Here is a 26912-nt window from a genome sequence, read left to right on the forward strand (position 1 = left end):
CCGATATGATAAGTTTATTGAGTAACATAGAATGGTGCAATCATACTAAAAAGTAATTAAGCTAGATTGAAAGGTGGAAGCGGTAATGCAACTACAATATACTGTATTGTATTGTTTAAAACAATTGAATGGTGAAAGGACCGTTTCTTCTATTTATTATTTATTAAAAGGAAAACGATCTTCGCAAACGTTACAAGATGGAAATATGTTCCGAATTTCATTTTTGTTTGGAATATATAAATCGTTAAATAGAACAGACTATGATCGTGAAGTTGCAAAGTTGTTGCAAGCAGATTTGATTCGAGAAATACATGAAAATACATATTTGTTAACATCTAAAGGTAAAATGCAGTTACATACATGGGAGGAAGTGTATGCTTTTCCCGTGCATTTACATGGTTTACACTATGGTGAATTAGGTGAAACATTTTGGAAACGATTATCATTAATTATTCAAACTATATCTAATTTACAACAGAATAATACGAAGTTTATTCCCATTCAACAAGATACAGAAATAATGATGTGGGTAAAACGTTTTTTAACAGGTATACCATATAGGCGAAGTGAATTGGCTAAAAGATTATGGAAAGAAATACATAATCTTTTAGGAAAAGGTGATGTGGTAGAAGCGACGATTGTAACATATAGATTAACAGGATATGAACGTATCGGTTGTACATTGCAGCAATTAGCGGAAATTACGAAACAAGATATATTCCGGGTGTATTTTTTATTTTGGGGTACAATTCATTTCTTTATACAAGAAGTTCACGATAAAGAAAATGAATTTCCGCTATTAGCTGAGATTATCTCTTATCCAAATGAGAGAGCTGAATTATTTAGTTTATCAACGAAAAAAACATATAATTTTTGGAGACAAGGACGCTCTTTAGATGAAATAGCGACAATTAGAAATTTAAAGGTTGCAACGATAGAAGATCATTTTGTTGAAATTGCTTTGCGGGAAAAAGAGTTTTCAATCGAGATGTTTATGGAAAAAGACAAAATAGATAAAGTAACAAAAGTAATTGAGGCATTACAAACACGTAAGTTGCGTGAGTTGAAACAAGCGGTTGGAGAAGGTATCTCTTATTTTGAAGTTCGTCTTGTATTGGCGCGGATGGAGGGTATAAATGAAGCTTGAGGAATATTTATATAGATGGTTTGGATATTCTGAATTTCGTACAGGGCAAAAAGGGGTAATTACAGATTTATTAGAAGGAAAAGATGTTATAGCAATGCTCCCGACTGGAAGAGGGAAGTCTATGTGCTACCAACTTCCAGGGCTAATGCAAGAAGGAACCGTGCTTGTTGTATCACCATTATTATCTTTGATGGAAGATCAGGTTACACAATTAAAGTATGTTGTGAAAAACCGAGTAATAGCATTTAATAGTTTTCGGACATTACATGAAAAAAGAGAAGCGATGAAAAAATTAGCTTCATATAAATTTATCTTTGTTTCACCAGAGATGTTGCAGTCGGAAGTGTTAATAAGAGAATTGAAGAAAGTTCATATTTCATTATTTGTTGTGGATGAGGCTCATTGTATTTCACAATGGGGTTATGATTTTAGGCCAGACTATAAAAAACTAAATGTAGTCATTGAAAATATCGGGTCTCCTACGGTGCTAGCATTAACGGCAACAGCGACAAAAGATGTACTCCGAGATATAGCAGAGAGTTTAGATTTGAAGAAAGTGACGCAGCATGTATACTCTATTGATCGTCCAAATATTGCGATGGAAGTACAATTTGTGGAGACGATAGAAGAGAAGAAAGAAGCGCTTTTGGATCAGGTGATGTATTTACAAGGACCAGGGATTGTATATTGCTCAAGCAGAGCGTGGACAGAACGTTTAACGGAGTATTTAAGAGGAAAAGGCGTGACTGGTGTCGCTTTTTATCATGGTGGTATGGAACATGAAGAGCGTATGTTAATTCAACAGCAGTTTATGAATGACCAGTTGCAGCTTGTAATATGTACAAGTGCTTTTGGTATGGGAGTAAATAAGTCGAATACGAGCTATATTATTCATTTTCATTATCCGACTAATATAGCTTCCTATTTACAAGAAATCGGAAGAGCTGGAAGAGATGGTGAACCGAGTATAGCTATCTTACTATGTAGTCCGTTAGATCACGATTTACCAATTTCAATAATTGAAGATGAATTGCCAAGTCAGTCGCAAATACAATTTTTATTCTCTTTACTACAAGAAAGAATGTTTCAAACGAAAGAATTACCAATAGAAGAGGTAGAAGAAATTTGTTATAATGCAGCAAGATTTAATGAACAATATTGGCGTTTTATCCGCTATCATCTTGAACAGCTTGGAATCATACAACAGCGAAAATTAAAATTAGAGAGCTTGTCAGATGAAATTATGAACAGATTAATAGCTGAAGTAGAAATAAGGATACGTAATAAATATAGTGAGCTAGAAAACATGAAATCGTGGATACAAGTGAAAGAATGTAGGCGTGAATATTTGTTACAACAGTTCGGTTATAGAAAAGAGAACGAGTTGAAAAATTGCTGTGACTATTGTGGTATTACAAAAACAGATTATAAAAAAAGACAAGCGCAACAATCGGATTTCGACTATAATTGGGAAACAGAGTTACAAAAGCTTTTCGGTCTAGAAAAGATGGGGGAATGATGAACATTCAAAGGCATAATATTGAAGATATGAGTCCGAAAGAAATAAGGCTGAATCTGTATATCACACAGTTCATTATTATCGGTATCGGTTGTTTACTAGCATATGTATTATTCCGAGATATAAAATCGGTGTATAGTCTGTGGAAGTGGGAACCGGTATCTATACTTATAATAGGCGGCTTGTTGGCGATTGGTATTGTGTTATTAGATTATGTTGCAATGCGAGTATTTCCAGAGTCTTGGTTTGATGATGGTGGTATTAACGATAGGATGTTTCAAGGAATGTCAGTTATGCACCTACTCGTTATTACGTTCATTATCGGCTTTGCAGAAGAATTTTTATTTAGAGGTGTAGTGCAGACTCACTTTGGAATTGTAATAGCGAGTTTAGTATTTGCAGTGTTACATATTCGGTATATAACAAAGCCATTTTTGTTTTGTTTCGTCTGTTTCATTAGTTTTGTCTTTGGTTATGTATTTGAATGGACAGGAAATTTGTTTATAACAATCTTTGCACACTTTCTTGTTGATTTTATAATGGGACTCCAATTAAGAAAATAAATGGAAGGTGGTGGTGAACAACATGAGAAAACGAATTCCTGATTTCGAAGAGGAATTAGAAGTTGAGCGAGTGGAAGAAAAAGAAAGTTTACCGCCGCGTAGTGAAATTCATAGAAATAAAGAGAAAAAAGAAAAGTTTAAAATGAATCATATTTTTGTCCGAGTTTTAACATTTCTATTCATATTACTACCAATTAGTATCTTATGGTATACAGATAAATATATTCAGGTGAAAAGTGATGGTAATAACGCTGGGAAAAGTGCGTTTGAGGTCATTTTCTTTGATTCAGCTAAATCTGAGTCTGAGGCAACATCTGAGAAAATAGTAACGCATACGGTAAAAGAAGGAGAAACTTTAGAAAGTATAGCGAAGCAATATTTTTCAGATGAAACTGGGATTGAAGTGATTAAAAAGTATAATGATTTACAAGAAGATGACGTGAATGTAGGTCAAGAAATAAAAATTCCGATAAAAGATAAGTCCGCAAAGCAGAATAGCTAGTAACATACCTACTATAAAAACGGAAGATTATCTTTATGAGGAAGGGAGTAAAAAATATATGATATGGATTATCTTATTAAGTGCTCTCATATGTATTGGTATTATATTTCTTCTTGTAATGTATACAGAAGCGATGCGTAATACTGTGTTAGAACATACTTTACTTTTTGAAGAATTTCCGAAAAGTTTTCAAAAAGTAAAGGTGTTTTTTATTTCTGATATTCATAGAAGGGTCATTTCGAGTTCATTAATTGAACAAGTAAAAGGAAAGGTAGACCTTGTGATTATTGGCGGTGATTTAGCGGAAAGAGGTGTCCCTTTTTCGAAAATTTCTGCAAATATACAAAAGTTAAGAGTGATAGCTCCTGTATATTTTGTGTGGGGAAATAATGATTATGAGATTGAATATCATGAATTAGATGCTTTGTTATTAGAAAATAATGTGAAAGTTTTAGATAATACAAGAGTTGTATTTGAGTCTGAACTAGGAGAAAAAATTTGTTTACTCGGTGTAGATGATGTTGGTTTGAAGCGTGATCGTTTAGATTTAGCGTTGGCTGATTGCGAAGAAGATGGTTTTCGCATATTAATTAGCCATAACCCTGATATAATAAATAAAATGTCTGGAAAAGAACAAATTTCACTTGTGTTAAGTGGACATACACACGGAGGACAGATTCGATTATTCCCATCTAAAAAATATTTAAAAGGTGGCGTATATAAGCATTCAAATATGACTCTTTTTGTTAGTAATGGGTATGGAACAACGTTGATTCCACTTCGCTTCCGAGCACCTGCTCAAACACATATTATTACGTTATGCGGAGGGAAATGATGCCAACTCTAAACGGGAAATATAACATAAAAGCTGTTTCGAATATAATTGGAATTCAGCCGAGTACGCTTCGTGCATGGGAAAGACGATATCAAATTATTGCCCCAAAGCGGAATCATGCGGGGCATCGATTATATACAGAAGAGCATATTCAAATTTTGAAATGGTTAATGGACAAGGTTTCTTCCGGCATGATGATTGGACAAGCAGTTCAATTATTAGAAGAGAATCGTTTGCAGAGTAATGTTCAAAAAGAAATACATTACGATAGAGAAGTTGTTTTAGTGGACGATTTACTGCAAGCTTTGTTAAAATTTGATGAAATTACAACTTCTGCATTGTTAAACGAGGCTTTCAGTATTTATGCAACAGAAAAAGTCATAGCAAGTATTGTTCTTCAAGTGTCAAATAAATTGTTAACGTTAAAAAATAATAATGAAGTTACAATGGTGCAATTCCGATATGTCGTATCATTTTTACAAACTCGTCTAGGAATGGTGTATCATAATGCATCATCATTTTCTTCTATACACAAAGTTGTCGTGTTAGAAAATAATATGTTGAAAGGGTTTGTTTTCTCAACGTATTTACGCTTAAAAGGATATGAGGTGATATATATTAGGTCAAGCTTAGTGAAAGATGGTATTTTGTTAGCTGTTGAGCAAATACAACCTACATATGTAGTAGTCTCTTTTGATGAGGAACGAGAACTTAAGAAGGCGATGAAAGACATGAATTTGTTGCAAGAAAAAAGTGAGAAACTTTCTGTTGGATTTATAGGAGAAATAGGTGCTCGAGATCAGTTGAACATTCAAACATGCCTAATTGGTGATACGAAAGAAGAATGGGATGATTGGTTAAAAATGTTAGAATAGTTGTTCGAAAAGAACCATCTATTTTCTATTTCATATAATAAAAATTATATTCATTGGTTACGTAGGGAGGGTATGAGATGAGGCTGGAACGATTAAATTACAATAAGATAAAAATTTTTTTAACATTTGATGATTTATCTGAACGAGGATTAACGAAAGAAGATTTGTGGAGAAATGCACCGAAAGTACAGCAATTATTTCGTGATATGATGCAAGAAGCAAATAAGGAACTAGGGTTTGAAGCGGATGGCCCGATTGCAGTTGAAGTATTTTCTCTACAAGCGCAAGGAATGGTCGTAATTGTAACGAAAGAACATCAAGATGTGGATACAGATGATGAGTTCCGTGACGAGTTTATTGAAATGCAAGTGACTCTAGATGAAAGCGAGCATATACTTTATGAGTTTGCTACACTAGATGACGTAATTAACCTGTCGAATCGTTTATATAACCTTGATGTAACTGGCGGAAAACTATATACGTGGGATGGGCGTTTCTATCTTTGGATGGAAGAAGAGGAGCAAGTTCAATTACTGAAGGCAGATTTTATAGCTATTTTAGCGGAATATGGTAATCCGTCTACAGCAACTATTTATCGTCTAATGGAGTATGGTAAAGAATTAATGGCTTCTCAAGCAATTGAACAAATACACAATTACTTTGTGAAAAAACAAAACCTTAGCTAATATAACAAAGCTAAGGTTTTGTTTTTTATTTGGAGAAACCTAAAATGTTGGTCTGAAAATGTCAAAACGATTAATGGTATAGCGGGAATCATAAATATTTGGGCGCTCTTTACTATACTTAAAAATATCTTCTTAAGTTGTTATATATAGGTAAAATAAAAAATATTTAAATATTTAAGTATTTTACTTTTCTAAAAGCAATAAAAGGACTATAATGATAGTGAAAACGCTTGCAACAGGAAATAGTTTGTATATATTTGTTAGCGTTTTCTATTGCATTCCAAATTTAACGGTGTATACTAGGCAATGAAGGTTTACTAAACAAGTGAAATTACAGGGGGTTTACTTACTATGGTAGCCGAAAAGGGAACTCAAACAAAAACACAACAACAAAGGGAACAACATTTTGAACTATTGAATTCGACACAAATTGTTATTAGTGAAGCATTAGAAAAATTGGGTTATCCAAACGAAGTATATGAATTATTAAAAGAACCAATTCGTATGATGACAGTGAAAATACCAGTTCGTATGGATGACGGGACTGTTAAAATATTTACAGGATATCGTGCACAACATAATGATGCTGTTGGTCCAACGAAAGGTGGAATTCGCTTCCATCCGAATGTAACAGAAAATGAAGTGAAAGCACTTTCAATCTGGATGAGTTTAAAATGTGGTATTGTTGATTTACCATACGGTGGAGGTAAAGGTGGAATTATCTGTGACCCACGTGAAATGTCATTCCGTGAGTTAGAAAGATTAAGCCGCGGTTATGTACGAGCAATTAGCCAAATCGTAGGACCGACGAAAGATATTCCAGCTCCAGATGTATTCACAAACTCTCAAATCATGGCATGGATGATGGATGAATATAGCCGTATTGATGAATTTAATTCACCAGGATTTATTACAGGTAAGCCACTTGTATTAGGTGGATCACATGGACGTGAAACAGCAACGGCGAAAGGTGTAACAATTTGTATTCGCGAAGCTGCAAAAAAACGCGACATTGATATTAAAGGTGCACGCGTTGTTGTTCAAGGATTCGGTAATGCTGGTAGCTTCTTAGCTAAATTTATGCATGATGCAGGCGCGAAAGTTATTGCAATCTCGGATGCTTACGGTGCATTGCATGATCCAAACGGATTAGATATTGATTATTTATTAGACCGTCGTGATAGCTTCGGTACAGTAACAAAACTATTTAATAATACAATTTCAAACAAAGAATTGTTAGAACTGGATTGCGACATTTTAGTTCCAGCTGCAATTGAGAACCAAATTACAGAAGAAAATGCTAATAATATTAAAGCGAAAATCGTTGTTGAAGCTGCAAATGGTCCAACAACATTAGAAGCAACTAAAATTTTAACAGATCGCGGAATTTTACTTGTTCCAGACGTATTAGCAAGTGCTGGCGGTGTGACAGTATCTTACTTTGAGTGGGTACAAAATAACCAAGGTTACTACTGGACTGAAGAAGAAGTAGAACAACGTTTAGAAAAAGTAATGGTAAGATCATTTGATTCTATTTATGAAACAGCACAAGTTCGTAAAGTGAACATGCGCTTAGCTGCGTATATGGTCGGTGTTCGTAAAATGGCTGAAGCAAGTCGCTTCAGAGGTTGGGTATAATATTATATCGTGAGAAAACGTGATTCCTTTCGAGGGAATCACGTTTTTTTGTTGAAGTATTAGTGTGAGGTGTTGTATATGGAAAATGAAATGATGGAACGAGTAGAACAATTAGAAGAAAAGGTTAAGAGGTTAGAGGGAGAACTCTCAAGAGCGATGAAAGCCCGAAAAACAAGTAACGTTCGGATGTTCGGAGAAGGACTACTGTTTTTAATATTTGGTGCAGTTGTAGTAGGGCCGATTATCGCTTTTGTAATCTCGATTCTTACTTGGATTGTTGAAAAATAAAATAAAAACAAAAAAGAACGCTTGTTCTACACGAACAAACGTGCTATACTTTCCTTAGATAAACAAAACGGAAATGATTTTAAGGAGAGATAAATGATGAAAATGACAGTAGACCAAAGATTTATGATGCCAGCAGATGTTGTAGAACGAGTGGAAGTATTAAGAAACAAACAAAGTAAGCGCGGCACATTATTGCAATCTGTAAATAAATTTTTCGGTTTAGATACGAAAGAAGATTGTGTTTGGTTTTACGGTTTTTATGGAGTTGCTGTAAGTATTTTATTATTTATGGTGTTCACATCAAATATTTTCGATTTTCTCTTCGCGTAAGAAATATGCGATAAGGACATTGCTACCGAATACATATATAAAGAAGTAAGGTAATCTTCTGAAGTGGGAGTTGGTAGTAATGGCGATGTTTCCTATAGAGCGTAACTATATTGGGTATGGAAGTTCACGACCGGGAATTCCTCTTTCTAAAGTAAGGTTTATTGTAAGTCATGATACGGGGAACCCTGGTAGCAATGCGATAGGGAATCGGGATTATTTTAATGAAATACAACCGAAAGCTTCGGCACATACATTTATAGATGATAAAACAATATTGGAAATTGTTCCTATAAATGAAGTTGCCTATCACGTTCGATATGGTGTGCCGACAGATAATGACTTATATGGTTATGATGCCAATAAGGCTGCCATTGGAGTGGAACTTTGTTATGGCGGTGATGTTAACTTTTGGGAAGCATATACCCGTTTTACATGGTATCATGCGTATTTATGTCAAAACTTCGGCTTGAATCCGAAGAAAGATATTGTATCACATAAAACACTTGACCCAGCTAGAAAGATTGATCCTGAAAATGTATTAGGGAAACAAGGTATTAAATTTCAGCAGTTTTTAGCAGATGTCTATCGGATGTACGTTTCGTTTAGATGACAAATATATGAAAAATGAATACAATAAAGATAGGTGCCTACTGCTGTAAGTAGGTTTTTTCTTGTTTTTATAAATAGCGTATTGGTAGAAGACTAGGAGTGAGCTGAGTATGCAGAAAGAAACAGCTATCATAATTGGAGGCGGTCCGTGCGGATTAGCAGCAGCAATTTCGTTGCAAAAGGTAGGGATAAATCCGTTAGTAATTGAAAAAGGAAACATTGTAAATGCAATTTATAATTATCCAACTCATCAAACATTTTTCTCTTCTAGTGAAAAATTAGAAATTGGTGATGTAGCTTTTATTACAGAAAATCGTAAGCCAGTTCGAAATCAAGCGCTTGCGTATTATCGTGAAGTAGTAAAGCGTAAATCTGTACGTGTAAATGCTTTTGAGCGAGTGGAGAAAGTACAAAAGGATGGAGAAGTTTTTCATGTTGAGACAACAAAGCGTGACGGAAGTACAGAAATATATATAGCGAAATATGTTGTTGTAGCAACTGGATATTATGACAATCCAAATTATATGAATGTTCCTGGCGAGGAACTGAAGAAAGTAGCTCACTATTTTAAAGAGGGACATCCTTATTTTGATCGAGATGTAGTAGTTATAGGTGGGAAAAACTCGAGTATAGATGCTGCGTTAGAACTTGTTAAAACCGGTGCGCGTGTAACGGTTTTATATCGCGGAAGTGAGTATTCACCAAGCATTAAGCCGTGGATTTTGCCGGAGTTTGAGGCGTTAGTACGAAGCGGCACAATTCAAATGCATTTCGGGGCTCACGTGAAAGAAATTACTGAACATACAGTAACGTTTACAGTCGATGATGAGGCATATACAATCCAAAATGATTTTGTATTTGCGATGACTGGTTACCATCCTGATCATAGTTTCTTAACGAAGATGGGTGTTCGGATTGATGAAGAAACAGGACGTCCGATTTATGCAGAGGATACAATGGAAACGAACGCTGAAAATATTTTCATTGCAGGTGTAATTGCTGCTGGAAATAATGCGAATGAAATATTTATTGAGAACGGTCGATTTCATGGGGATGCGATTGCGCAAACCATTGCGTCAAGGGAAATATAAAAAGAAGCTGTCGAAGTTTATTTCGACAGCTTCTTTTTAATTGTGCATAAACATATTTTGGATTGTTTCATGAGAATTTGTATTCTCTAATGCAACTAATAATTTAATACGTGCTTTTTGAGCATTTAAACCGTATGTGAATACAATGCCCATATCTTTTAATTGTTTGCCGCCACCTTCATATGAATATACATCTTGCACGATGCCGTTGAAACAGCGAGAAACTAATACGACAGGAATTCCTTTGTTGATTAATCCTTCTAGACTAGGAAGTGTTCTTGGAGGTAAATTACCTTGTCCAAGTGCTTCAATAACAATCCCGTCTACTGGAAGTTTTTCAATTGCTGCTAACAATGTATCGTCCATACCAGCGTATGCTTTTAGAACAACTACGTTTTTAGAAACCTTATTTACTGAATATGTTTCATGATGTACTAAAGCGTGATGGAATACAACGCCGCGCTTTGTTACCATACCAATTGGTCCATACTGTGGACTCTGGAATGTTGCCACGTTACTTGTATGTGTTTTCGTTACATTTGTAGCGCAATGAATTTCGTCGTTTAATACGACTAGAACACCTTTTTCAGCAGCTTCACTACAGCTAGCTACTTTTACAGCTGATAAGAAGTTATATAGACCATCAGCACCTAATTCATTACTAGAACGCATTGCACCTGTTACAACGATTGGAATAGTTGCTTGCACTGTTAAATCTAAGAAATAGGCTGTTTCTTCTAATGTATCCGTACCATGCGTAATGACTACGCCATGAATGTTGTCTTGTTTTACTCTTTCATCAATGATGACTTGTAATTGTAACATTTCGCTCGGTGTCATATGAGGAGATGGTAGATGGAACACATCTTCAACGATTAAATCAACATCGCCTTCTAAATCAGGAATAAATTTTAAAAGAGGATTTTTTTCACCTGGTTGTACGACCCCAGTTTCTTTATCTTCCTCCATTGCAATTGTTCCACCTGTGTGTAAAACTAGGATTCTTTTCAATGCTTATACCCCTTTCAAGTTGAAAAATACATTTAGAACATAACATGTTTTGAGTAAATTCGACAATGGAAATGTATAAAAGTACGCCTCGAAAATGACAATAAAATTAGCTGCTATATATACGATGTATAAAAGCATGAAACGAAATGTGGAAATATAGGATAGGAGGGAGCAATTACATTGAAAAAGATGGAGAGAATTTTTATTCGTATATTAATAATACAATTCATTTGTCTTTCTGTTGTACAATTGTTATTTATACATAAGTCATCAGTGAAATATTTATCTAAAATTGTTTATTATGAAGGTGTCATGGTAAAAAACAAAGCAGAAATCTTACAGGTGAATAGGTAGTTTTCATTTTCTTCTATGAAGGATTATGCTACAATAATTGAGGATTTAATGACGTGAAGCAAATGAGAAGAAGCAGGAGAATACCTGCTTTTCGTTTTGTTTTATAAGTGAAAAAATGAGGTGTTACAATGGATAAACGAATTTCAATTGCTATAGATGGTCCAGCAGCTGCTGGAAAAAGTACGGTTGCAAAAGTTGTGGCAAAGAAACTTTCTTACGTTTATATTGATACAGGCGCAATGTACCGCACGATTACATATGCAGCCCTTGAACAAAAAGTGGACATTGAAAATGAAGAGAAGTTAATGGAAGTTGTAAAGAATGTAAACATTGAGTTTCAGCAAGGAGAAAATACACAACTTGTATTTTTAAATGGACAAGATGTTTCTGAAGTAATTCGTACACCTGAGGTGACGAATCGAGTATCTATTGTGGCGAAACATCGCCTTGTTCGTGAAGAAATGGTACGTCGTCAACAAGAGTTAGCGGAAAAAGGCGGCGTTGTAATGGATGGCCGTGATATTGGTACACATGTGTTACCAGATGCTGAAGTGAAGATTTTTATGCTTGCTTCTGTTGAAGAAAGAGCAGAAAGAAGACATTTAGAAAATATAAATAAAGGTTTCGATTCTAATTTAGAGCAGTTAAAAAAAGAAATTGCTCAGCGTGATAAATTAGATTCAGAACGCGAGGTTTCTCCTCTAAAGAAAGCTGATGATGCATTGGAATTAGATACAACTTCTTTATCAATTGAAGAAGTTGTACAAAAAATTATGAGTATTGTTTCAGGAGTGTTTGCGAAATAAAGAAAGGGGGATAACCTCTTTCTTTTTTTGTTTATATAGAAGTGTAAAGGTTATGTGAATTGTGAGTCTCTTTCCTTGACAAATAATCGGATTTGTAAGAAGTTAGTAAAAGAAGGATAAAACTTTCAGAATATATTCGCTATTATATTTCAAAACATACTTTCTTCAAGATGATTTTGCTGTATACTATTTATATAGGTTTAATATATTTTCTAGTGAAATGTATGAAAACTGAGTATGTGATGATAAATTCTTAAACATGCAAATGAAAACATATGTTTTCATTTCGTATATACATAAAAAATGCTTTGTCAATTCTGTAGGGAGGTATTTCCATGGTAGAGAAAATGAATGAAGAAGTTATGAATTCAAAAGAATTACAAGTTGGTGACGTTGTTACAGGTTCTGTAACGAAAGTTGAAGAGAAACAAGTGCTTGTAAATGTTGGATACAAAACAGATGGCGTAATTCCAATTAGTGAATTAGCTAACGTTCATATTGAAAAAGCAAGCGATGTTGTAGAATTAGATCAAATACTAGAATTAAAAATTATTAAATTAGAAGAAGATGATCTTGTCTTATCTAAACGTGCTGTTGATGCAGAAAAAGCATGGGTAGAATTACAAGAGAAATTTACTTCTGGTCATGTATTTGATGTTACTGTAAAAGATATCGTGAATGGTGGATTAGTTGTGGACCTTGGTGTTCGTGGTTTTATCCCAGCTTCACTCGTAGAAGTACATTATGTAGAAGATTTTACTGACTATAAAGGCAAAACATTAGCCGTGAAAATTGTTGAATTAGACCGCGAAAAAAATCGTGTAATCCTGTCGCATAAAGCAGTAGTAGAATTAGAACTAGATTCTAAGAAAAAAGAAGCGATTTCTTCATTAAAAGAAGGAGACGTTGTTGAAGGAACAGTGCAACGATTAACGGATTTTGGTGCTTTCGTTAACGTTGGTGGTGTGGACGGTTTAGTTCATATTTCACAAATTTCACACGAACGTGTAGAGCAACCTGCTGAAGTATTAGAGCAAGGTCAAAAGGTAAAGGTAAAGGTATTATCTGTTGATGCTGATACACAACGTATTTCTTTATCAATTAAAGTAGCTCAGCCAGGACCTTGGGAGAATGTTGCTGGCGAAATAAAAGCTGGAGATATTCGTGAGGGAGTAGTAAAACGTCTTGTTACATTCGGTGCATTCGTTGAAATTTTACCTGGCGTTGAAGGTCTTGTGCATGTATCTCAAATTGCAAATCGTCACGTGAAAAATCCAAATGAAGTATTGGAAATGGGACAAGAAGTAAAAGTGAAAGTGCTTGAAGTCCATGTTGCAGAGAAACGTATTTCTTTAAGTATAAAAGAAACGCTTGAGGAAAATAATGTAATTGAGGATTACAGTCAGTATGAACCAAATGCTGATTCTGCTACTTTCCAATTAAGTGATATTATTGGTGAACAACTGAAAAAATTAAAGAAATAAAGAGGGGTACAAGTGGTAAGGGCAAAACGTAAATTAGATCATATTGAATACGCTCTTTCTACTGGTCAGTCTCGTACGCATGGCTTTCATGATATTGATTTGGTGCATCAAGGATTGCCAAATTCAAGTTATGACACAATAACATGTGAAACAAAAATCGGCGAACTTTCACTAAGTTCGCCGATTTTTATCAATGCGATGACTGGTGGTGGGGGAGAGAGAACGTTACATATTAATGAGCAATTAGCATATGTAGCGAAACATCATAATCTTGCTATGGCTGTAGGGTCGCAAATGGCGGCGTTAAAAGATGAAAGTGAGGCTGCTTCTTATAAGGTTATCAGAAAGGTAAACCCAAATGGTGTTTTCTTTGCTAATTTAGGTAGTGAGGCAACTATCGAACAAGCAGAGCGTGCCGTTGATATGATTGAAGCGAATGCATTGCAAATTCATTTAAATGTCATACAAGAGTTAACGATGCCAGAAGGGGACCGTGACTTTACTGGTGTACTTCAGCGCATTGAGAAAATTGTATTAAATAGTAAAGTTCCTGTCATTGTGAAAGAAGTTGGATTTGGGATGAGTAAGGAAACTGTACAACAGTTAGCGAGCATAGGTGTAACGGCAATTGATATAGGTGGACAAGGTGGTACAAATTTTGCTGCTGTTGAAAATGAAAGAAGACAGCGAATGCTTTCTTATTTTAATAACTGGGGCATACAAACTGCAACCTCGATTATTGAAGCAACCTCTACAAATAATAACCTCTCTTTTATTGCATCTGGGGGTATACAAACAGCGCTTGACGTAGCGAAAGCAATCGCATTAGGGGCGAATACAACTGCGTTTGCTGGATACTTTTTACGTATTTTAATGCAAGATGGTATCGAGAAGTTAGTGGATGAAATTGATCTTTTACATACAGATTTGAAATTTATTATGACAGCTCTTGGTGCAAAGACGATAGAAGAGTTACAGTCTGTACCTCTTGTTGTAACGGGCGAAACATATCATTGGTTAACGCAGCGTGGTATTGATACGACACATTATAGTAGAAGATAAAAAATCAACCGTTTGGTTGATTTTTTTGTTTTCTGTTCGTTTTAGTAATATAAGGTGAGGAATGGAATTAATATTCTATCAAAATAAAATTATTCCTATATAAATACTATCTTGTGCAAGTTGCGACTGAAAAAGAGGTTGGAAAATGTAGATGGTGTGCTACTGAATTATTGGGGAGGGTTTAATTTCGCAAAGGAAAAATAGGTGGAGATAAAAATAAGTCATAGAAAAATTTGGATGTTAAATGTTATTTTGATATAAGTAAAAATCATTAAAGTAATTATGTAAAAGACGGTTTCGTACAATATCGAAACCGTCTTTTTGTGTTCATTAGTGCTGATTTTGTTTTCGGGCTTGCTCTGGTGTATCCAGTCCAGTTGCACCCGGATATTGTAGTGATTGGTCACGATCAGATTCAACGCGGCGTGATTCTCTTAGTTTTCGTTCTTGACGATCTTTACCCATAATGAATAGCACCTCCTTATTAAAAGTGTTGCTGTTATATGAAAAAACTATGCGCGAAGAAAGTGGATTAACTTTCATAAAAAGTTCCCATAATGGAAAACATAGGAGGTGAAATGATGGAAGGGAGTACTTTTTATTTTTTAGCTTGGATAGGGTGGATTGTTGTAACTTTTTTTATGAAAAAGGACTCTATGCGGTGGAAGATAAGCGCTTGTATATTGATTTTTATTATTTGCTCTCCGTTACATGTAACGATTGCTTCATTCACGGTATCAGTAAATGCACTTTTGCTTTGTATTGTTGCTTTTATAGGAATCGCACTATATTCTATTTGGAAAAAATTATATAGCTTACTTTCGGCACTTATTATTGCAATGTTATATACAAGTTTTCATTTGTTAGAAGTATATGATCCGATTTGGATTGTGGTGGACAGGTTGTTTTTGTTAAGTGGTGCTCTTGTGTATGCATCGGTTTTATTGCATGAGGATCGCATATTGCGATTATGTTCTCTTTATATAGGAATGTTACAGGGGGAATTGTTAGTGACACTTATTTTTCGAAAACTACATTTTCCTTATGATTACGGAAGTTTAGCGTTTTTTGATATCGTCGCCGTTGCTACATTTTTCATGGCAATTTTGTTTTGGATTGCAAAAGCATCAGTATATATGGAACAGTTCAAGAGGAAAGCACGTAAAAGAAAGGCGAGGGTAATACATGACTGAATATACACCGGCCATTTTATGCGGAGTAATAGCGGGGACAGTAACGAGAGTGCTAATGCTCCGGACAGATACGCGTCAATATCCGACGAGGCTCCACGGAAAAATTATTCACGTTGCGATGGGGTTAATTGCAGCGGCTTTAGGAGCGATTGCGATTCCGTCAATTTTGAAAAAAGATTTTTCGGCTATTACATTTCTTACATTAGCAGCAACACAGTTTCGTGATGTGCGTAATATGGAAAGAAATACCCTTCAACAATTAGATGGATATGAGCTCGTACCGCGTGGAAATACATATATTGAAGGGATTGCATTAGTTTTTGAAAGTCGAAACTATTTGGCGATGTTAACGTCGTTTGCAACGACGTTTGCGTATATAGGATTCCATTCATGGATTGCTGGAGTAATTATGGCTATAATCGCATTTATTATCGCAAAAAAATTAATGTCTGGCAGAAGGTTACATGATCTTGTTGATATCGAGCATGTTCCACTTCGTTTTGAAGGAGCGGGGCTGTATATTGATAATATTTACATTATGAATATTGGATTGCCAGCAAGGCAAGAGGAAATTATGAAATATGGAATGGGCTTTATTTTAAGGCCGAAAACAATTGATGCGATGGTGACAATCTCAAACTTAGGACAACGACAAGCTATTTTACATGATGTTTCTGTTGCTTTAGGTATTTATAGAGATTCTGGTACGCCAGCGCTTGTGCCGTTAGCTAAGCGTGATTTAGAAGATGGTAGGGTTGGGATTTTTGTCTTGCCGCAAGATCAAGATGCAGAGAAAGCGATAGGTGTCATAGGGAATGTGCCGACGTTAGAAAGTGCTGTTCATATGTCATCGGAAGCCCCGAAAGGAAGGGGAGATAAAAGATGATGTTAGAAAGTGTAATTCTTGCGGTTATTACAACAACGCCGGAGAAATTTGCTGGTGGTGCCCCTTTGTTTACTTGTGAATCGACAGATGAGTTAGAATTTGTTGCAAATAATTTAGAGGCAATTTTAGATGGTATTGCGCATCGCTTACAAGAGAATGTATATATTATTGTGAAACATTAGTAACGTGTGGTATAATGTGAGGTGTTTTGATACGCTGAGAAATATTCTGGAATGCAAATCCCTTCTTGCACAAAGAAGGGTTTTTTACATAATAAACAGAAGCAAGTTGAAAGGATGAAAGTATATGCCGAAACCAGTAATAGCAATAGTAGGCCGCCCGAACGTAGGAAAATCTACTATTTTCAATAGAATTGTTGGAGAAAGAGTTTCAATCGTAGAAGATATACCAGGTATAACGCGAGACCGTATTTATAGTGCGGGAGAATGGTTAAATCATGAGTTTAACATTATTGATACAGGTGGAATTGATATTGGAGACGAGCCGTTCTTGACACAAATTCGTCAACAAGCGGAAGTAGCGATTGATGAAGCAGATGTTATCATTTTTATGACGAATGGTCGCGATGGTGTAACTGCAGCAGATGAAGAAGTTGCTAAAATTTTATATCGTTCTAAAAAACCAATTGTACTTGCGGTAAATAAGGTTGATAATCCAGAAATGCGTAGTGATATTTATGATTTTTATGCATTAGGATTTGGCGAGCCATTCCCGATTTCAGGTACACACGGTTTAGGACTTGGTGATTTGTTAGATGAAGCTGCAAATCATTTTCCGAAGATTGAAGAAGAAGCGTATGACGATGAAACAATCCGTTTCTCTTTAATTGGACGTCCAAATGTAGGGAAATCATCACTTGTAAATGCACTTCTTGGTCAAGAACGTGTAATTGTAAGTAATATAGCGGGAACGACACGTGATGCTGTTGATACACCATATAGTAAAGATGGTCAAGATTATGTAATCATCGATACAGCTGGTATGCGTAAAAAAGGGAAAGTATACGAAAGCACAGAAAAGTATAGTGTACTTCGTGCACTTAGAGCGATTGAACGTTCTGACGTTGTTTTAGTCGTTTTAGACGGAGAAGAAGGAATTATTGAACAGGATAAAAAAATTGCTGGATATGCTCATGATTCAGGACGTGCTGTTATTATCGTCGTAAATAAATGGGATGCAGTGAAAAAAGATGAAAAAACAATGAAAGCATTTGAAGAAAACATCCGTGCTCATTTCCAATTTTTAGAGTACGCACCGATTGTATTCTTATCTGCGAAAACGAAAAAACGTACACAAACATTATTACCAGTTATTAATGAAGTAAATGAAAGCCATAGTATCCGTATTCAAACGAACGTATTAAATGATGTAATTATGGATGCGGTAGCGATGAATCCAACACCAACTCATAATGGTAGCCGTCTGAAAATCTTCTATGCGACACAGGTTGCGGTAAAACCACCAACATTTGTTATATTTGTAAACGATACAGAATTAATGCACTTTTCATATGAGCGCTTCTTAAAGAATCGTTTACGTGAAGCGTTCGGTTTTGTAGGAACGCCGATTCACATTATCGCTAGAGCAAGAGACTAATGGAGAGGATGTGATTTTATGACAAAAATCACAGTAGTTGGAGCAGGTAGCTGGGGAACAGCGTTAGCGATGGTATTAGCTGACAATGGACATGATGTACGTATTTGGGGAAATCGTTCTGAACTTATGGATGAGATTAATACAAAACATGAGAATAGTCGATACCTTCCAGGAATTACATTGCCAAGCACAATCGCAGCCTACTCTTCTTTAGAAGAAGCATTAGTAGATGTAAATGTAGTACTTCTTGTAGTACCAACGAAAGCGTATAGAGAGGTATTACAAGATATGAAGAAATATGTAGCAGGTCCGACTACTTGGATTCATGCAAGTAAAGGGATTGAACCTGGTACATCAAAACGTATTTCGGAAGTGATTGAGGAAGAAATTCCAGAAGGCTTGATTAAAGACGTTGTTGTACTGTCTGGACCGAGTCATGCTGAAGAAGTCGGTTTACGTCAAGAGACGACGGTTACGTCTGCAGCAAAGCGTATGGAAGCTGCTGAGGAAGTACAAGATTTGTTTATGAATAGTTACTTCCGTGTATACACAAATCCGGATATTGTTGGGGTTGAGCTTGGTGGTGCGTTAAAAAATATTATCGCATTAGCTGCTGGGATAACTGATGGACTTGGATTAGGTGATAATGCAAAGGCGGCATTAATGACACGTGGTTTAACGGAGATTGCTCGTTTAGGAAGAAAAATGGGCGGAAATCCGTTAACGTTTGCTGGTCTAACTGGTATGGGAGACTTAATTGTAACTTGTACAAGTGTTCATAGCCGAAATTGGCGCGCTGGAAATATGCTTGGAAAAGGACACTCTTTAGAAGAGGTGTTAGAAAGCATGGGTATGGTTGTAGAAGGTGTAAGAACAACGAAAGCTGCTCACGAATTAGCAGAGAAAATGGAAGTTGAAATGCCGATTACAGCTGCTTTATATGACGTGCTATTCAATGGGAATAATGTGAAAGATGCAGTAGGCTCATTGATGGGACGTGTTCGAAAACATGAAGTGGAAGCTATACCTGACTTACTTTAAAGAAAAGCGACAGAAGTACATTTGTACTTCTGTCGCTTTTTATTTTTATGGGTCTTTTCACCATTTTTTTAATTTTGCATAGGATGAAGAGTAACTTGAGGAGAGGGTGAAAAGAATGGATAATAACATTTTTAATAACATTGAAAAAGAAGCGAAAGTGAATAAAGAAGATATTTTTAAATTAGCATCATCTGTACAGAATGCGAATTTACGTGATGAGACTGTGCTTCGTCAATTGATTCATCAAGTGGCTCTTATGGCAGGACGTGAAGTGCCGAAAGAACAAGAGGATCAAATTGTAAAAGCGATCATTAACAATAATATGCCCGCTGATTTTGGTTCGTTAAGCAAAATGTTTAAAAAATAAAATATAAGAAACAAAGAGTTTGTAGATTGCATATGATAGCCATGAAAGTATGGGAATAGAGCTGTTTTGGGCATATTTGGTCAACCGAAGCGAGAGATACACTCGCTTCGGTTTTATTTTTATTTAGATTAGTGGAAGATGCGAAAAAACCTGTTGATTAAAGTTATATATTCGTAATTTGTAGTAAAATGTTCTTTTTGTATTTGTTTAAACATTTTAATTTGTTAAAATAGTATAAAAATAGATTGATAAAAAGGGGTGTGTATATGTCAGAAGGGCTCATGAAAATGTGGTTTGCTTTAGGAGCAATTGGATTTATGTTTTTTGCAGTAAGTTTTATTTTACTAAGTAGATACAAAATAAAGAATAAATTTTTGAAAGGGATTACAGCGTTAGTAGCGTACACCCTTATGATTGTGTCAGGAATTGTTATTTTTCTTGTTGTATTTAGTGGACCTGTACAGCAGTAAAGGGAATGGTCTCGAAAATGCTACATACGGAGCAAGTTATATTAGTATGAAAAGGTGATTGCTAGTGAAAAAAGTCCATATTATTTTAATATTTTGTTGTATGAGCCTTTTAACAGGATGTCTGTATCCGAAAGAAAGTATGAAACAAAATGCCGTTCCTTATGAAGATCAGATACAGGTTGTTCAAAAAGCTGTAGTGACATTTAAGGAGCAAAATGAGGGGATATTGCCAATTAAGACGCGGGATATGAGTACGCCTATTTATCAAAAGTATCCAATCGATTTTCAAAAGATTGCTCCGCGTTACATACAAGAAGCGCCAGGAAATGCGTATGAAAGCGGAGGAGTATACCAATACGTATTAATAGACGTTGAAACAAACCCAACAGTAAAGTTAATTGATGTTAGGATGGCTGAACAAATCCAGGAATTATCATTAAAGCTTAGGATGTATCGAGATGAACATCAATATCCACCTTTTAAAAAGGTAATTTCAGATGGTGTGTATGAATTAGATTTCAAAAAACTAGGATATAAAGATGTACCGCAAGTGACAAGTCCGTATTCTGGTAAAGGGCTTCCTTTTGTAATCAATGAAAAGGGAGAAATTTATGTTGATTATCGAATCGACTTATATGAAGCGTTGAAAAAAAATGAAGGGCAATTTAAGGAGGGGGAAGATATTCGGAATATACTTTCGAAAGATTCTCCATTTGTACCTGCATATTCTTTACCGTATACGGTAAAGAATGGAGAACCAATTTTTTTAAAATCATAAGTCATGAACCTTTCTTCTAGTGAATAAGTTCTAGAAGAAAGGTTTTTTATGTTACACAACTTACGATGCAAACAAAAGGTATTTTTTAATAGTCATATGAAATTGGACAAAATTATATGATATATTGTCCGAACTTCTAGAATACCATTATATTATATCAGATATCATAGGCAACGTTAGAGAAGGTATTGGTTGACTATAAATGTGGAATTATTCCCAAAAATATTGAGGGAGGGAATCACTTGGAAAAGGTAGATATTTTTAAAGATATTGCGGAACGCACAGGCGGTGATATTTATTTTGGAGTTGTAGGAGCTGTTCGAACAGGGAAATCAACATTCATTAAAAAATTTATGGAACTTGTAGTTATTCCTAATATTGAGAATGAGTCTGACCGTCAAAGGGCGCAGGATGAACTGCCTCAAAGTGCTGCTGGTCGTACAATCATGACGACGGAACCGAAGTTTGTTCCAAACCAAGCGGTTTCTATCGAGGTAGATGAAGGTCTTGAAGTGAATATTCGATTGGTAGATTGCGTTGGATATACGGTTCCAGGAGCAAAAGGCTATGAAGATGAGAATGGCCCACGCATGATTAATACTCCTTGGTATGAAGAACCTATTCCATTCCATGAAGCTGCAGAAATCGGAACACGTAAAGTAATTCAAGAACATTCCACAATTGGTGTTGTAATTACAACAGATGGAACGATTGGTGAAATTCCAAGAAGAGATTATATAGAGGCAGAAGAACGTGTAGTAAATGAGTTAAAAGAAGTCGGAAAACCTTTCATTATGATCATCAACACTGTACAGCCGTATCATCCAGATACAGAGCAATTGCGCCAAAGTTTATCTGAAGAATACGATATCCCAGTCATTGCGATGAGTGTAGAGAGTTTAAGGGAAACAGATGTGTACAATGTGCTTCGAGAAGCGTTATTTGAGTTCCCTGTTTTAGAAGTGAATGTTAACCTTCCGAGCTGGGTGATGGTGTTAAATGAAGGGCATTGGTTACGCCAAAGTTATCAAGAAGCTGTTCAAGAGACTGTGAAGGATATAAAACGTCTTCGTGATGTGGACCGTGTCGTTTGGCAGTTTAGTCAGTATGAATTTATTGATCGAGCGAGCCTAGCTGGCATTGATATGGGGCAAGGCGTAGCGGAGATTGATTTATATGCACCAGATGAATTATATGATCAAATTTTAAAAGAAGTAGTAGGAGTAGAAATTCGAGGGAAAGATCATTTATTGAAGCTTATGCTCGATTTATCTCATGCGAAAGTAGAATACGATCAAGTGGCGGATGCCCTGCGTATGGTAAAGCAAACAGGATATGGTGTAGCAGCGCCTGCGTTAGCTGACATGAGCTTGGATGAGCCGGAAATTATTCGTCACGGTTCAAGGTTTGGTGTGAAATTAAAAGCTGTAGCTCCGTCTATTCATATGATTAAAGTAGATGTGGAGTCAACGTTTGAGCCGATCATTGGTACTGAAAAGCAAAGTGAAGAATTAGTTCGTTATTTAATGCAGGATTTTGAAGATGACCCATTATCAATTTGGAATTCTGATATATTCGGACGTTCACTTAGCTCTATTGTTCGAGAAGGCATTCAAGCGAAACTATCTTTAATGCCAGAAAATGCGAGGTATAAATTAAAGGAAACGCTAGAAAGAATTATTAATGAAGGATCTGGCGGATTAATTGCGATTATATTATAAGAAAAAATCCCTCTCATCGTAGAGGGATTTTTTTGATTTTCGCGTATAGAATAGCAAAATAAACAGTCATTATCTAATATATTGTTGTAAATTGTCAAGTTTCATCAGATTTTCACATTTTAAGAGTAACAATTTCCTTAAAAATATTGAATTATAAAGGAGAATCGTATAATATAGGCGTTGATAATGATTTATCTACATCTTTGTAGTATAGAATTTGCAAAAATTGCCTACAAATGAAAGTAAGACTCATTTTATGATCATTATACAGTCTTATCTTTGGGAGGAGGTGAATGGCATGAACAAGACAGATTTAATCAATGCTGTTGCAGAAGCAAGTTCCCTTTCTAAAAAGGACGCAACAAAAGCAGTAGACGCTGTTTTTGATTCTATCTTAGAAGCTTTAAAACAAGGTGATAAAGTACAACTGATCGGATTCGGTAACTTCGAAGTTCGTGAGCGTGCGGCTCGTAAAGGTCGTAACCCACAAACAGGTGAGGAGATTGAAATCGCTGCAAGTAAAGTACCTGCATTCAAACCTGGTAAAGCGTTAAAAGATGCGGTTAAATAATCCTTACATATTAACAGGGAAGAAGAGTTTCCTTTTTGGGAACTCTTCTTTTTGCTTTTAAAAACATAAATATGCTAGAATGTGTTCGTATCACTTTTAGGTTTTCGGGAGGGCTAGCGGATGGCAAAAGTTAATTTAGAACAAATTGAACATGCAGTACGCCTTATTTTAGAGGCAATCGGAGATGACCCAAATCGTGAGGGAGTACTTGATACACCAAAGCGTGTTGCAAAAATGTACGCAGAAGTGTTCGCGGGTATGCATGAAGATCCGAAAGAACATTTGCATAAAGTGTTCGGGGAAGATCACGAGGAGCTTGTACTAGTAAAAGATATACCGTTTTATTCGATGTGTGAGCATCATTTAGTTCCATTCTATGGAGTTGCTCACGTTGCATATATTCCGCAAGGCGGAAAAGTGACAGGGTTAAGTAAATTAGCTCGAACTGTAGATACAATTGCACGTCGTCCACAACTGCAAGAACGTATTACATCAACAGTAGCGAACTCTATTATGGAAGTACTAGAGCCGCATGGTGTAATGGTAGTAGTAGAAGCGGAACATATGTGCATGACGATGCGTGGTGTGAAAAAGCCGGGCGCGAAAACAGTAACAACAGCAGTACGTGGTGTGTTAGAAAATGATGCAGCGGCACGTAGTGAGATTTTATCTTTTATTAAAACGAAGTAAAGAAAAGTAGGAAACTGCTTTTCTTTTTTTTTTATGTAAATAAATGATATAGTTTTAGCAAGGCAGAGTGAGAATAGAAAGACTACTAAAAAGAATGGAAGATGTTATTTAGTTCGGTGGAAGTTTGGAAAGAGTAGCCAAGTTTTGGTTATAGAAAATAGAATGTATGTGTTATAATAAGTTTTATGAATTAGAAAACAAGGGTGATTTTTGTGTGTGACATCTACGGAGGGTATGCGGGTATAAGAGAGAAATTGATGGAGAAATTACGCCATCCTTATTTTATAAACTATATTGAAGAACCATTTATTGATGAAGAAAAAATAGCATTGTTATATGGTGCTTTAAAAAGTGCAAATTTACATATAGAACAAATTGAGCATTATGTAGTAACGATTATGCTTGTGCAAATTGCGCTTGATACACATGAAAGAGTATCAAATAAAGCAGGGAAAGAAGCAAATGAATCGCATAAACGTCGCCAGTTAACAGTGCTTGCTGGTGATTACTATAGCGGGTTATATTATTACTTACTGTCTATGAATCGTGATATTGTTTTAATTCGTGCGCTTGCTGAAGGAATTAAAGAAATTAATGAACACAAAATAATGTTATATCAAAAAGCGCATGAAACGATGGATGACATAATGGAAAGTGTAGTAACGATTGAGTCTGCACTCTTGCAAAAAACATGTGATCATTTCCATTTATCGCATTGGAAGCCGTTTATTACGTATGTACTAGGAAAAAACCGTCTTCAAAAAGAATGTGAACTGCATGCTGAAAAACAACATTCACCTGTTTTTCAAGCAGTTCAAGGGATTGCGAAGAATCAAGCGGAGGCAGAAACAGTTATTCATGGATGGATAATGGAACTCAGAAAGAAAGAAAATCAATTTTTGGAAAACCACACAGATATAAGTGAAATAAACTCTGTGTTAAGAGATAGATCGAAGACATAAGCAACTTTACATTGGAAGAAGGTACGAGCATGCAACAATCAAAAGAAGAAAGAGTACATGATGTATTTGAGAAAATCTCTGATAAATACGATGTGATGAATTCTGTCATTAGTTTTCAAAGACATAAAGCGTGGCGTAAAGAGACGATGCGCATTATGGATGTAAAACCAGGTAACAAGGCTCTTGATGTATGCTGCGGGACAGCGGATTGGACAATTGCGCTAGCTGGAGCGGTAGGTGAACAGGGTAAGGTTGTTGGTTTAGACTTCAGTGAAAATATGTTATCTGTCGGTAAGCAAAAGGTAGAGGCGTTACAATTAAAACAAGTAGAACTTCTACACGGGAATGCAATGGAACTTCCATTTGAAGATAACACATTTGATTATGTAACGATTGGATTTGGTTTACGTAACGTACCGGATTATATGCACGTATTAAAAGAAATGACGCGTGTAGTAAAACCAGGTGGAAAAGTAATTTGTTTAGAAACATCTCAACCAACAATGATTGGTTTTCGACAAGGGTATATTTTATACTTTAAATATGTCATGCCGTTATTTGGAAAGTTATTTGCGAAAAGTTTTAAAGAATATTCATGGCTGCAAGAATCTGCTAGTACATTCCCGGGTATGAAAGAATTGGCTCATATGTTTGAAGAAGCTGGACTTGAACGTGTACAAGTGAAGCCGTTTACTTTTGGGGTAGCAGCGATGCATTTAGGTATGAAACCAGAATCAAAATAGAAAAAAAGAAAAAAAGAAAAAAAAAGAAAAAAGAAAAAAGAAGTTTTAGGTTAAGGTGAACAATATGAAGTTACAACTTATGTACTCTTTTTTACGATCGGATATTAATGTGATAGAAAAAGAATTAAAAAAGACAGTTGCTTCTGAACAGCCATTGGTAGAAGAGGCGGCATTACAACTTATTGAAGCTGGTGGGAAGCGAATTCGTCCTGTATTTGTGTTGCTTGCGGGAAAATTTGGAGATTATAAGTTAGATGCAATTAAACATGTAGCTGTTGCGTTAGAACTTATTCATATGGCTTCTCTCGTTCACGATGATGTTATTGATGCTGCATTTTTACGACGTGGTAGTGCAACTGTGAATGCGAAATGGGGAGATCGTATTGCAATGTATACAGGGGACTATTTGTTCGCTAAGTCTCTTGAATGTATAACAAATATCGAAATTCCAGAGGCGCATCAGGCGCTATCGCATACCATTTTAGAAGTGTGTAAAGGTGAAATTGAACAAATTAAAGATAAGTACAATTATGACCAAAATTTACGAACGTATTTAAGAAGAATAAAGCGAAAAACAGCATTATTAATTGCTGCGAGTTGTCAACTAGGAGCAATTGCTGCTGGCGCTAATCGTGATACGGTAAATCGACTATTTTGGTATGGGTATTTTGTAGGAATGTCGTATCAAATTATTGATGATATTTTAGACTTCGTTTCCACAGAAGAGAAGCTTGGAAAACCTGCTGGTGGAGATTTACTACAAGGGAATATTACGCTTCCTGCCCTATACGCTATGGAAGATCCGATCCTTCGTAAGAAAATCATATCTGTACATGAAAATACAACAGCGGACGAAATGAAAGAAATTATTGAGGCTGTAAAAAATAGTGACGCTATTGATCAAGCATTTGCGTTTAGTGAACGTTATTTACATAAAGCATTAGAAATTATAAAACCACTCCCGCGTGGACAAGCGAAGTATGCATTACAAAATGTAGCAAAGTATATTGGGAAACGAAAATTTTAGTGTTTTTTCTAAAAAATAAAATAATCTCTCTATTTCAAAACTATTG

At 35.6% G+C, this 26912-nt stretch carries 32 protein-coding genes; 30 read left to right on the forward strand and 2 right to left on the reverse strand.

All coding sequences use genetic code 11. The features are described 5' to 3' along the window. Positions 1–85 precede the first annotated feature (85 nt). From J0835_RS07555 to J0835_RS07610, 12 genes are all read left to right on the forward strand, one after another. Positions 86–1147 carry a helix-turn-helix domain-containing protein gene (locus J0835_RS07555; protein WP_087979972.1) on the forward strand — a complete coding sequence of 354 codons (1062 nt, stop codon included), beginning with the start codon at positions 86–88 and terminating at the stop codon, positions 1145–1147. Then, complete coding sequence (locus tag J0835_RS07560) at positions 1137–2666, forward strand: RecQ family ATP-dependent DNA helicase (RefSeq protein WP_000763005.1); 1530 nt, start codon at positions 1137–1139, stop codon at positions 2664–2666. The genes J0835_RS07555 and J0835_RS07560 overlap by 11 nt, the downstream gene beginning before the upstream one ends. Further along, positions 2666–3229, forward strand: a complete 564-nt coding sequence (locus tag J0835_RS07565; RefSeq protein ID WP_087979973.1) for a CPBP family intramembrane glutamic endopeptidase — start codon at positions 2666–2668, stop codon at positions 3227–3229. The genes J0835_RS07560 and J0835_RS07565 overlap by 1 nt, the downstream gene beginning before the upstream one ends. Before the next feature lie 22 nt (positions 3230–3251). Then, a complete protein-coding gene (locus J0835_RS07570; RefSeq protein ID WP_087979974.1) occupies positions 3252–3731 on the forward strand; it encodes a LysM peptidoglycan-binding domain-containing protein in 480 nt (159 codons plus the stop codon). A 58-nt stretch (positions 3732–3789) separates the two neighbouring features. Further along, the gene (locus tag J0835_RS07575) at positions 3790–4566 is read left to right on the forward strand and encodes a metallophosphoesterase (protein WP_087979975.1); all 777 of its coding nucleotides are present in this window, start codon (positions 3790–3792) and stop codon (positions 4564–4566) included. After that, positions 4566–5441 carry a MerR family transcriptional regulator gene (locus J0835_RS07580; protein ID WP_140386715.1) on the forward strand — a complete coding sequence of 292 codons (876 nt, stop codon included), beginning with the start codon at positions 4566–4568 and terminating at the stop codon, positions 5439–5441. The genes J0835_RS07575 and J0835_RS07580 overlap by 1 nt, the downstream gene beginning before the upstream one ends. Positions 5442–5518: 77 nt before the next feature. Continuing rightward, positions 5519–6127: a genetic competence negative regulator gene (locus J0835_RS07585; protein WP_001235391.1), complete on the forward strand. Its 609-nt coding sequence runs from the start codon at positions 5519–5521 to the stop codon at positions 6125–6127. 351 nt (positions 6128–6478) lie between these two features. Beyond that, positions 6479–7765: an NAD-specific glutamate dehydrogenase gene (gudB, locus tag J0835_RS07590; protein WP_000225171.1), complete on the forward strand. Its 1287-nt coding sequence runs from the start codon at positions 6479–6481 to the stop codon at positions 7763–7765. 78 nt (positions 7766–7843) lie between these two features. Then, positions 7844–8053, forward strand: coding sequence for a hypothetical protein (locus J0835_RS07595; protein ID WP_087979977.1), 210 nt, complete (start codon positions 7844–7846; stop codon positions 8051–8053). Positions 8054–8146: 93 nt separating this feature from the next. Then, on the forward strand, positions 8147–8383 hold the full coding sequence (locus tag J0835_RS07600; protein WP_001983018.1) for a DUF3961 domain-containing protein: 237 nt from the start codon (positions 8147–8149) through the stop codon (positions 8381–8383). Between the two features lie 79 nt (positions 8384–8462). Next, positions 8463–8993: a peptidoglycan recognition protein family protein gene (locus J0835_RS07605; RefSeq protein WP_001240648.1), complete on the forward strand. Its 531-nt coding sequence runs from the start codon at positions 8463–8465 to the stop codon at positions 8991–8993. A gap of 109 nt (positions 8994–9102) precedes the next feature. Next, complete coding sequence (locus J0835_RS07610) at positions 9103–10083, forward strand: YpdA family putative bacillithiol disulfide reductase (RefSeq protein WP_087979978.1); 981 nt, start codon at positions 9103–9105, stop codon at positions 10081–10083. A gap of 36 nt (positions 10084–10119) precedes the next feature. Here the strand turns inward: J0835_RS07610 and ansA are convergent, their stop codons facing one another. Continuing rightward, complete coding sequence (gene ansA, locus J0835_RS07615; RefSeq protein WP_087979979.1) at positions 10120–11094, reverse strand: asparaginase; 975 nt, start codon at positions 11092–11094, stop codon at positions 10120–10122. Positions 11095–11274: 180 nt separating this feature from the next. On the opposite strand from ansA, the gene J0835_RS07620 reads away from it, so the two are divergent. The 4 genes from J0835_RS07620 (at position 11275) to J0835_RS07635 (ending at position 14800) form a co-directional block, all read left to right on the forward strand. Continuing rightward, positions 11275–11448 (forward strand): YpfB family protein, encoded by a 174-nt coding sequence (locus J0835_RS07620; RefSeq protein ID WP_023521499.1) that lies wholly within the window; start codon positions 11275–11277, stop codon positions 11446–11448. Positions 11449–11576: 128 nt separating this feature from the next. Further along, a complete protein-coding gene (gene cmk, locus J0835_RS07625) occupies positions 11577–12254 on the forward strand; it encodes a (d)CMP kinase (protein WP_000361262.1) in 678 nt (225 codons plus the stop codon). A gap of 335 nt (positions 12255–12589) precedes the next feature. Beyond that, the gene (rpsA, locus tag J0835_RS07630) at positions 12590–13738 is read left to right on the forward strand and encodes a 30S ribosomal protein S1 (protein WP_333728117.1); all 1149 of its coding nucleotides are present in this window, start codon (positions 12590–12592) and stop codon (positions 13736–13738) included. A 12-nt stretch (positions 13739–13750) separates the two neighbouring features. Beyond that, positions 13751–14800 carry a type 2 isopentenyl-diphosphate Delta-isomerase gene (locus J0835_RS07635; RefSeq protein WP_087979981.1) on the forward strand — a complete coding sequence of 350 codons (1050 nt, stop codon included), beginning with the start codon at positions 13751–13753 and terminating at the stop codon, positions 14798–14800. Positions 14801–15130: 330 nt separating this feature from the next. On the opposite strand, the gene J0835_RS07640 is transcribed toward J0835_RS07635, so the two are convergent. Then, complete coding sequence (locus J0835_RS07640) at positions 15131–15265, reverse strand: YpzI family protein (protein WP_000513900.1); 135 nt, start codon at positions 15263–15265, stop codon at positions 15131–15133. 116 nt (positions 15266–15381) lie between these two features. Between J0835_RS07640 and J0835_RS07645 the strand changes: the two genes are divergently transcribed. The 14 genes from J0835_RS07645 (at position 15382) to hepT (ending at position 26866) form a co-directional block, all read left to right on the forward strand. Then, on the forward strand, positions 15382–15993 hold the full coding sequence (locus J0835_RS07645; protein WP_087979982.1) for a YphA family membrane protein: 612 nt from the start codon (positions 15382–15384) through the stop codon (positions 15991–15993). Next, a complete protein-coding gene (locus tag J0835_RS07650; RefSeq protein WP_000141603.1) occupies positions 15986–16879 on the forward strand; it encodes a YIEGIA family protein in 894 nt (297 codons plus the stop codon). Before J0835_RS07645 ends, J0835_RS07650 begins: the two co-directional genes overlap by 8 nt. Next, positions 16876–17061, forward strand: a complete 186-nt coding sequence (locus J0835_RS07655) for a capping complex subunit for YIEGIA (RefSeq protein ID WP_000979052.1) — start codon at positions 16876–16878, stop codon at positions 17059–17061. The genes J0835_RS07650 and J0835_RS07655 overlap by 4 nt, the downstream gene beginning before the upstream one ends. Positions 17062–17185: 124 nt before the next feature. Continuing rightward, positions 17186–18496, forward strand: a complete 1311-nt coding sequence (gene der / locus J0835_RS07660) for a ribosome biogenesis GTPase Der (protein WP_001125888.1) — start codon at positions 17186–17188, stop codon at positions 18494–18496. Between the two features lie 18 nt (positions 18497–18514). Further along, positions 18515–19537 carry an NAD(P)H-dependent glycerol-3-phosphate dehydrogenase gene (locus tag J0835_RS07665; protein WP_000161770.1) on the forward strand — a complete coding sequence of 341 codons (1023 nt, stop codon included), beginning with the start codon at positions 18515–18517 and terminating at the stop codon, positions 19535–19537. A 115-nt stretch (positions 19538–19652) separates the two neighbouring features. After that, on the forward strand, positions 19653–19904 hold the full coding sequence (locus J0835_RS07670; protein WP_000369753.1) for a stage VI sporulation protein F: 252 nt from the start codon (positions 19653–19655) through the stop codon (positions 19902–19904). 266 nt (positions 19905–20170) lie between these two features. Then, positions 20171–20374 (forward strand): DUF2768 domain-containing protein, encoded by a 204-nt coding sequence (locus J0835_RS07675; protein WP_087979983.1) that lies wholly within the window; start codon positions 20171–20173, stop codon positions 20372–20374. Positions 20375–20438: 64 nt separating this feature from the next. Then, positions 20439–21152, forward strand: coding sequence for a hypothetical protein (locus tag J0835_RS07680; protein ID WP_098273456.1), 714 nt, complete (start codon positions 20439–20441; stop codon positions 21150–21152). A 242-nt stretch (positions 21153–21394) separates the two neighbouring features. Continuing rightward, the gene (spoIVA, locus tag J0835_RS07685; RefSeq protein WP_000416522.1) at positions 21395–22873 is read left to right on the forward strand and encodes a stage IV sporulation protein A; all 1479 of its coding nucleotides are present in this window, start codon (positions 21395–21397) and stop codon (positions 22871–22873) included. Positions 22874–23171: 298 nt separating this feature from the next. Next, positions 23172–23444 carry an HU family DNA-binding protein gene (locus tag J0835_RS07690; RefSeq protein WP_001043860.1) on the forward strand — a complete coding sequence of 91 codons (273 nt, stop codon included), beginning with the start codon at positions 23172–23174 and terminating at the stop codon, positions 23442–23444. A gap of 120 nt (positions 23445–23564) precedes the next feature. Further along, positions 23565–24134, forward strand: a complete 570-nt coding sequence (gene folE, locus J0835_RS07695) for a GTP cyclohydrolase I FolE (protein ID WP_001151478.1) — start codon at positions 23565–23567, stop codon at positions 24132–24134. A gap of 212 nt (positions 24135–24346) precedes the next feature. After that, positions 24347–25096: a heptaprenyl diphosphate synthase component 1 gene (locus J0835_RS07700; RefSeq protein WP_140386716.1), complete on the forward strand. Its 750-nt coding sequence runs from the start codon at positions 24347–24349 to the stop codon at positions 25094–25096. 29 nt (positions 25097–25125) lie between these two features. After that, entirely contained in the window at positions 25126–25839 is a 714-nt protein-coding gene (menG, locus tag J0835_RS07705; protein ID WP_087979985.1) for a 2-heptaprenyl-1,4-naphthoquinone methyltransferase, read from the forward strand. A 64-nt stretch (positions 25840–25903) separates the two neighbouring features. After that, on the forward strand, positions 25904–26866 hold the full coding sequence (gene hepT / locus J0835_RS07710; protein WP_048561342.1) for a heptaprenyl diphosphate synthase component II: 963 nt from the start codon (positions 25904–25906) through the stop codon (positions 26864–26866). Positions 26867–26912: the final 46 nt, after the last annotated feature.

Origin of the sequence: Bacillus cereus group sp. Sample62 (assembly GCF_036851315.1) — a bacterium.
Taxonomy (GTDB): domain Bacteria; phylum Bacillota; class Bacilli; order Bacillales; family Bacillaceae_G; genus Bacillus_A; species Bacillus_A wiedmannii.

Excerpts from the sequence above, each read along its gene's own strand:
- hepT (WP_048561342.1), top strand. The coding sequence starts at position 25,904 with ATGAAGTTACAACTTATGTACTCTTTTTTACGATCGGATATTAATGTG.
- J0835_RS07665 (WP_000161770.1), top strand. The coding sequence starts at position 18,515 with ATGACAAAAATCACAGTAGTTGGAGCAGGTAGCTGGGGAACAGCGTTA.
- J0835_RS07650 (WP_000141603.1), top strand. The coding sequence starts at position 15,986 with ATGACTGAATATACACCGGCCATTTTATGCGGAGTAATAGCGGGGACA.
- J0835_RS07555 (WP_087979972.1), top strand. The coding sequence starts at position 86 with ATGCAACTACAATATACTGTATTGTATTGTTTAAAACAATTGAATGGT.
- menG (WP_087979985.1), top strand. The coding sequence starts at position 25,126 with ATGCAACAATCAAAAGAAGAAAGAGTACATGATGTATTTGAGAAAATC.
- J0835_RS07605 (WP_001240648.1), top strand. The coding sequence starts at position 8,463 with ATGGCGATGTTTCCTATAGAGCGTAACTATATTGGGTATGGAAGTTCA.
- J0835_RS07565 (WP_087979973.1), top strand. The coding sequence starts at position 2,666 with ATGAACATTCAAAGGCATAATATTGAAGATATGAGTCCGAAAGAAATA.
- J0835_RS07595 (WP_087979977.1), top strand. The coding sequence starts at position 7,844 with ATGGAAAATGAAATGATGGAACGAGTAGAACAATTAGAAGAAAAGGTT.
- J0835_RS07610 (WP_087979978.1), top strand. The coding sequence starts at position 9,103 with ATGCAGAAAGAAACAGCTATCATAATTGGAGGCGGTCCGTGCGGATTA.
- gudB (WP_000225171.1), top strand. The coding sequence starts at position 6,479 with ATGGTAGCCGAAAAGGGAACTCAAACAAAAACACAACAACAAAGGGAA.
- J0835_RS07645 (WP_087979982.1), top strand. The coding sequence starts at position 15,382 with ATGGAAGGGAGTACTTTTTATTTTTTAGCTTGGATAGGGTGGATTGTT.
- cmk (WP_000361262.1), top strand. The coding sequence starts at position 11,577 with ATGGATAAACGAATTTCAATTGCTATAGATGGTCCAGCAGCTGCTGGA.
- folE (WP_001151478.1), top strand. The coding sequence starts at position 23,565 with ATGGCAAAAGTTAATTTAGAACAAATTGAACATGCAGTACGCCTTATT.
- J0835_RS07585 (WP_001235391.1), top strand. The coding sequence starts at position 5,519 with ATGAGGCTGGAACGATTAAATTACAATAAGATAAAAATTTTTTTAACA.
- J0835_RS07560 (WP_000763005.1), top strand. The coding sequence starts at position 1,137 with ATGAAGCTTGAGGAATATTTATATAGATGGTTTGGATATTCTGAATTT.
- J0835_RS07670 (WP_000369753.1), top strand. The coding sequence starts at position 19,653 with ATGGATAATAACATTTTTAATAACATTGAAAAAGAAGCGAAAGTGAAT.
- J0835_RS07575 (WP_087979975.1), top strand. The coding sequence starts at position 3,790 with ATGATATGGATTATCTTATTAAGTGCTCTCATATGTATTGGTATTATA.
- J0835_RS07690 (WP_001043860.1), top strand. The coding sequence starts at position 23,172 with ATGAACAAGACAGATTTAATCAATGCTGTTGCAGAAGCAAGTTCCCTT.
- J0835_RS07570 (WP_087979974.1), top strand. The coding sequence starts at position 3,252 with ATGAGAAAACGAATTCCTGATTTCGAAGAGGAATTAGAAGTTGAGCGA.
- J0835_RS07640 (WP_000513900.1), bottom strand. The coding sequence starts at position 15,265 with ATGGGTAAAGATCGTCAAGAACGAAAACTAAGAGAATCACGCCGCGTT.
- der (WP_001125888.1), top strand. The coding sequence starts at position 17,186 with ATGCCGAAACCAGTAATAGCAATAGTAGGCCGCCCGAACGTAGGAAAA.
- J0835_RS07600 (WP_001983018.1), top strand. The coding sequence starts at position 8,147 with ATGATGAAAATGACAGTAGACCAAAGATTTATGATGCCAGCAGATGTT.
- J0835_RS07655 (WP_000979052.1), top strand. The coding sequence starts at position 16,876 with ATGATGTTAGAAAGTGTAATTCTTGCGGTTATTACAACAACGCCGGAG.
- rpsA (WP_333728117.1), top strand. The coding sequence starts at position 12,590 with ATGGTAGAGAAAATGAATGAAGAAGTTATGAATTCAAAAGAATTACAA.
- J0835_RS07675 (WP_087979983.1), top strand. The coding sequence starts at position 20,171 with ATGTCAGAAGGGCTCATGAAAATGTGGTTTGCTTTAGGAGCAATTGGA.
- J0835_RS07580 (WP_140386715.1), top strand. The coding sequence starts at position 4,566 with ATGCCAACTCTAAACGGGAAATATAACATAAAAGCTGTTTCGAATATA.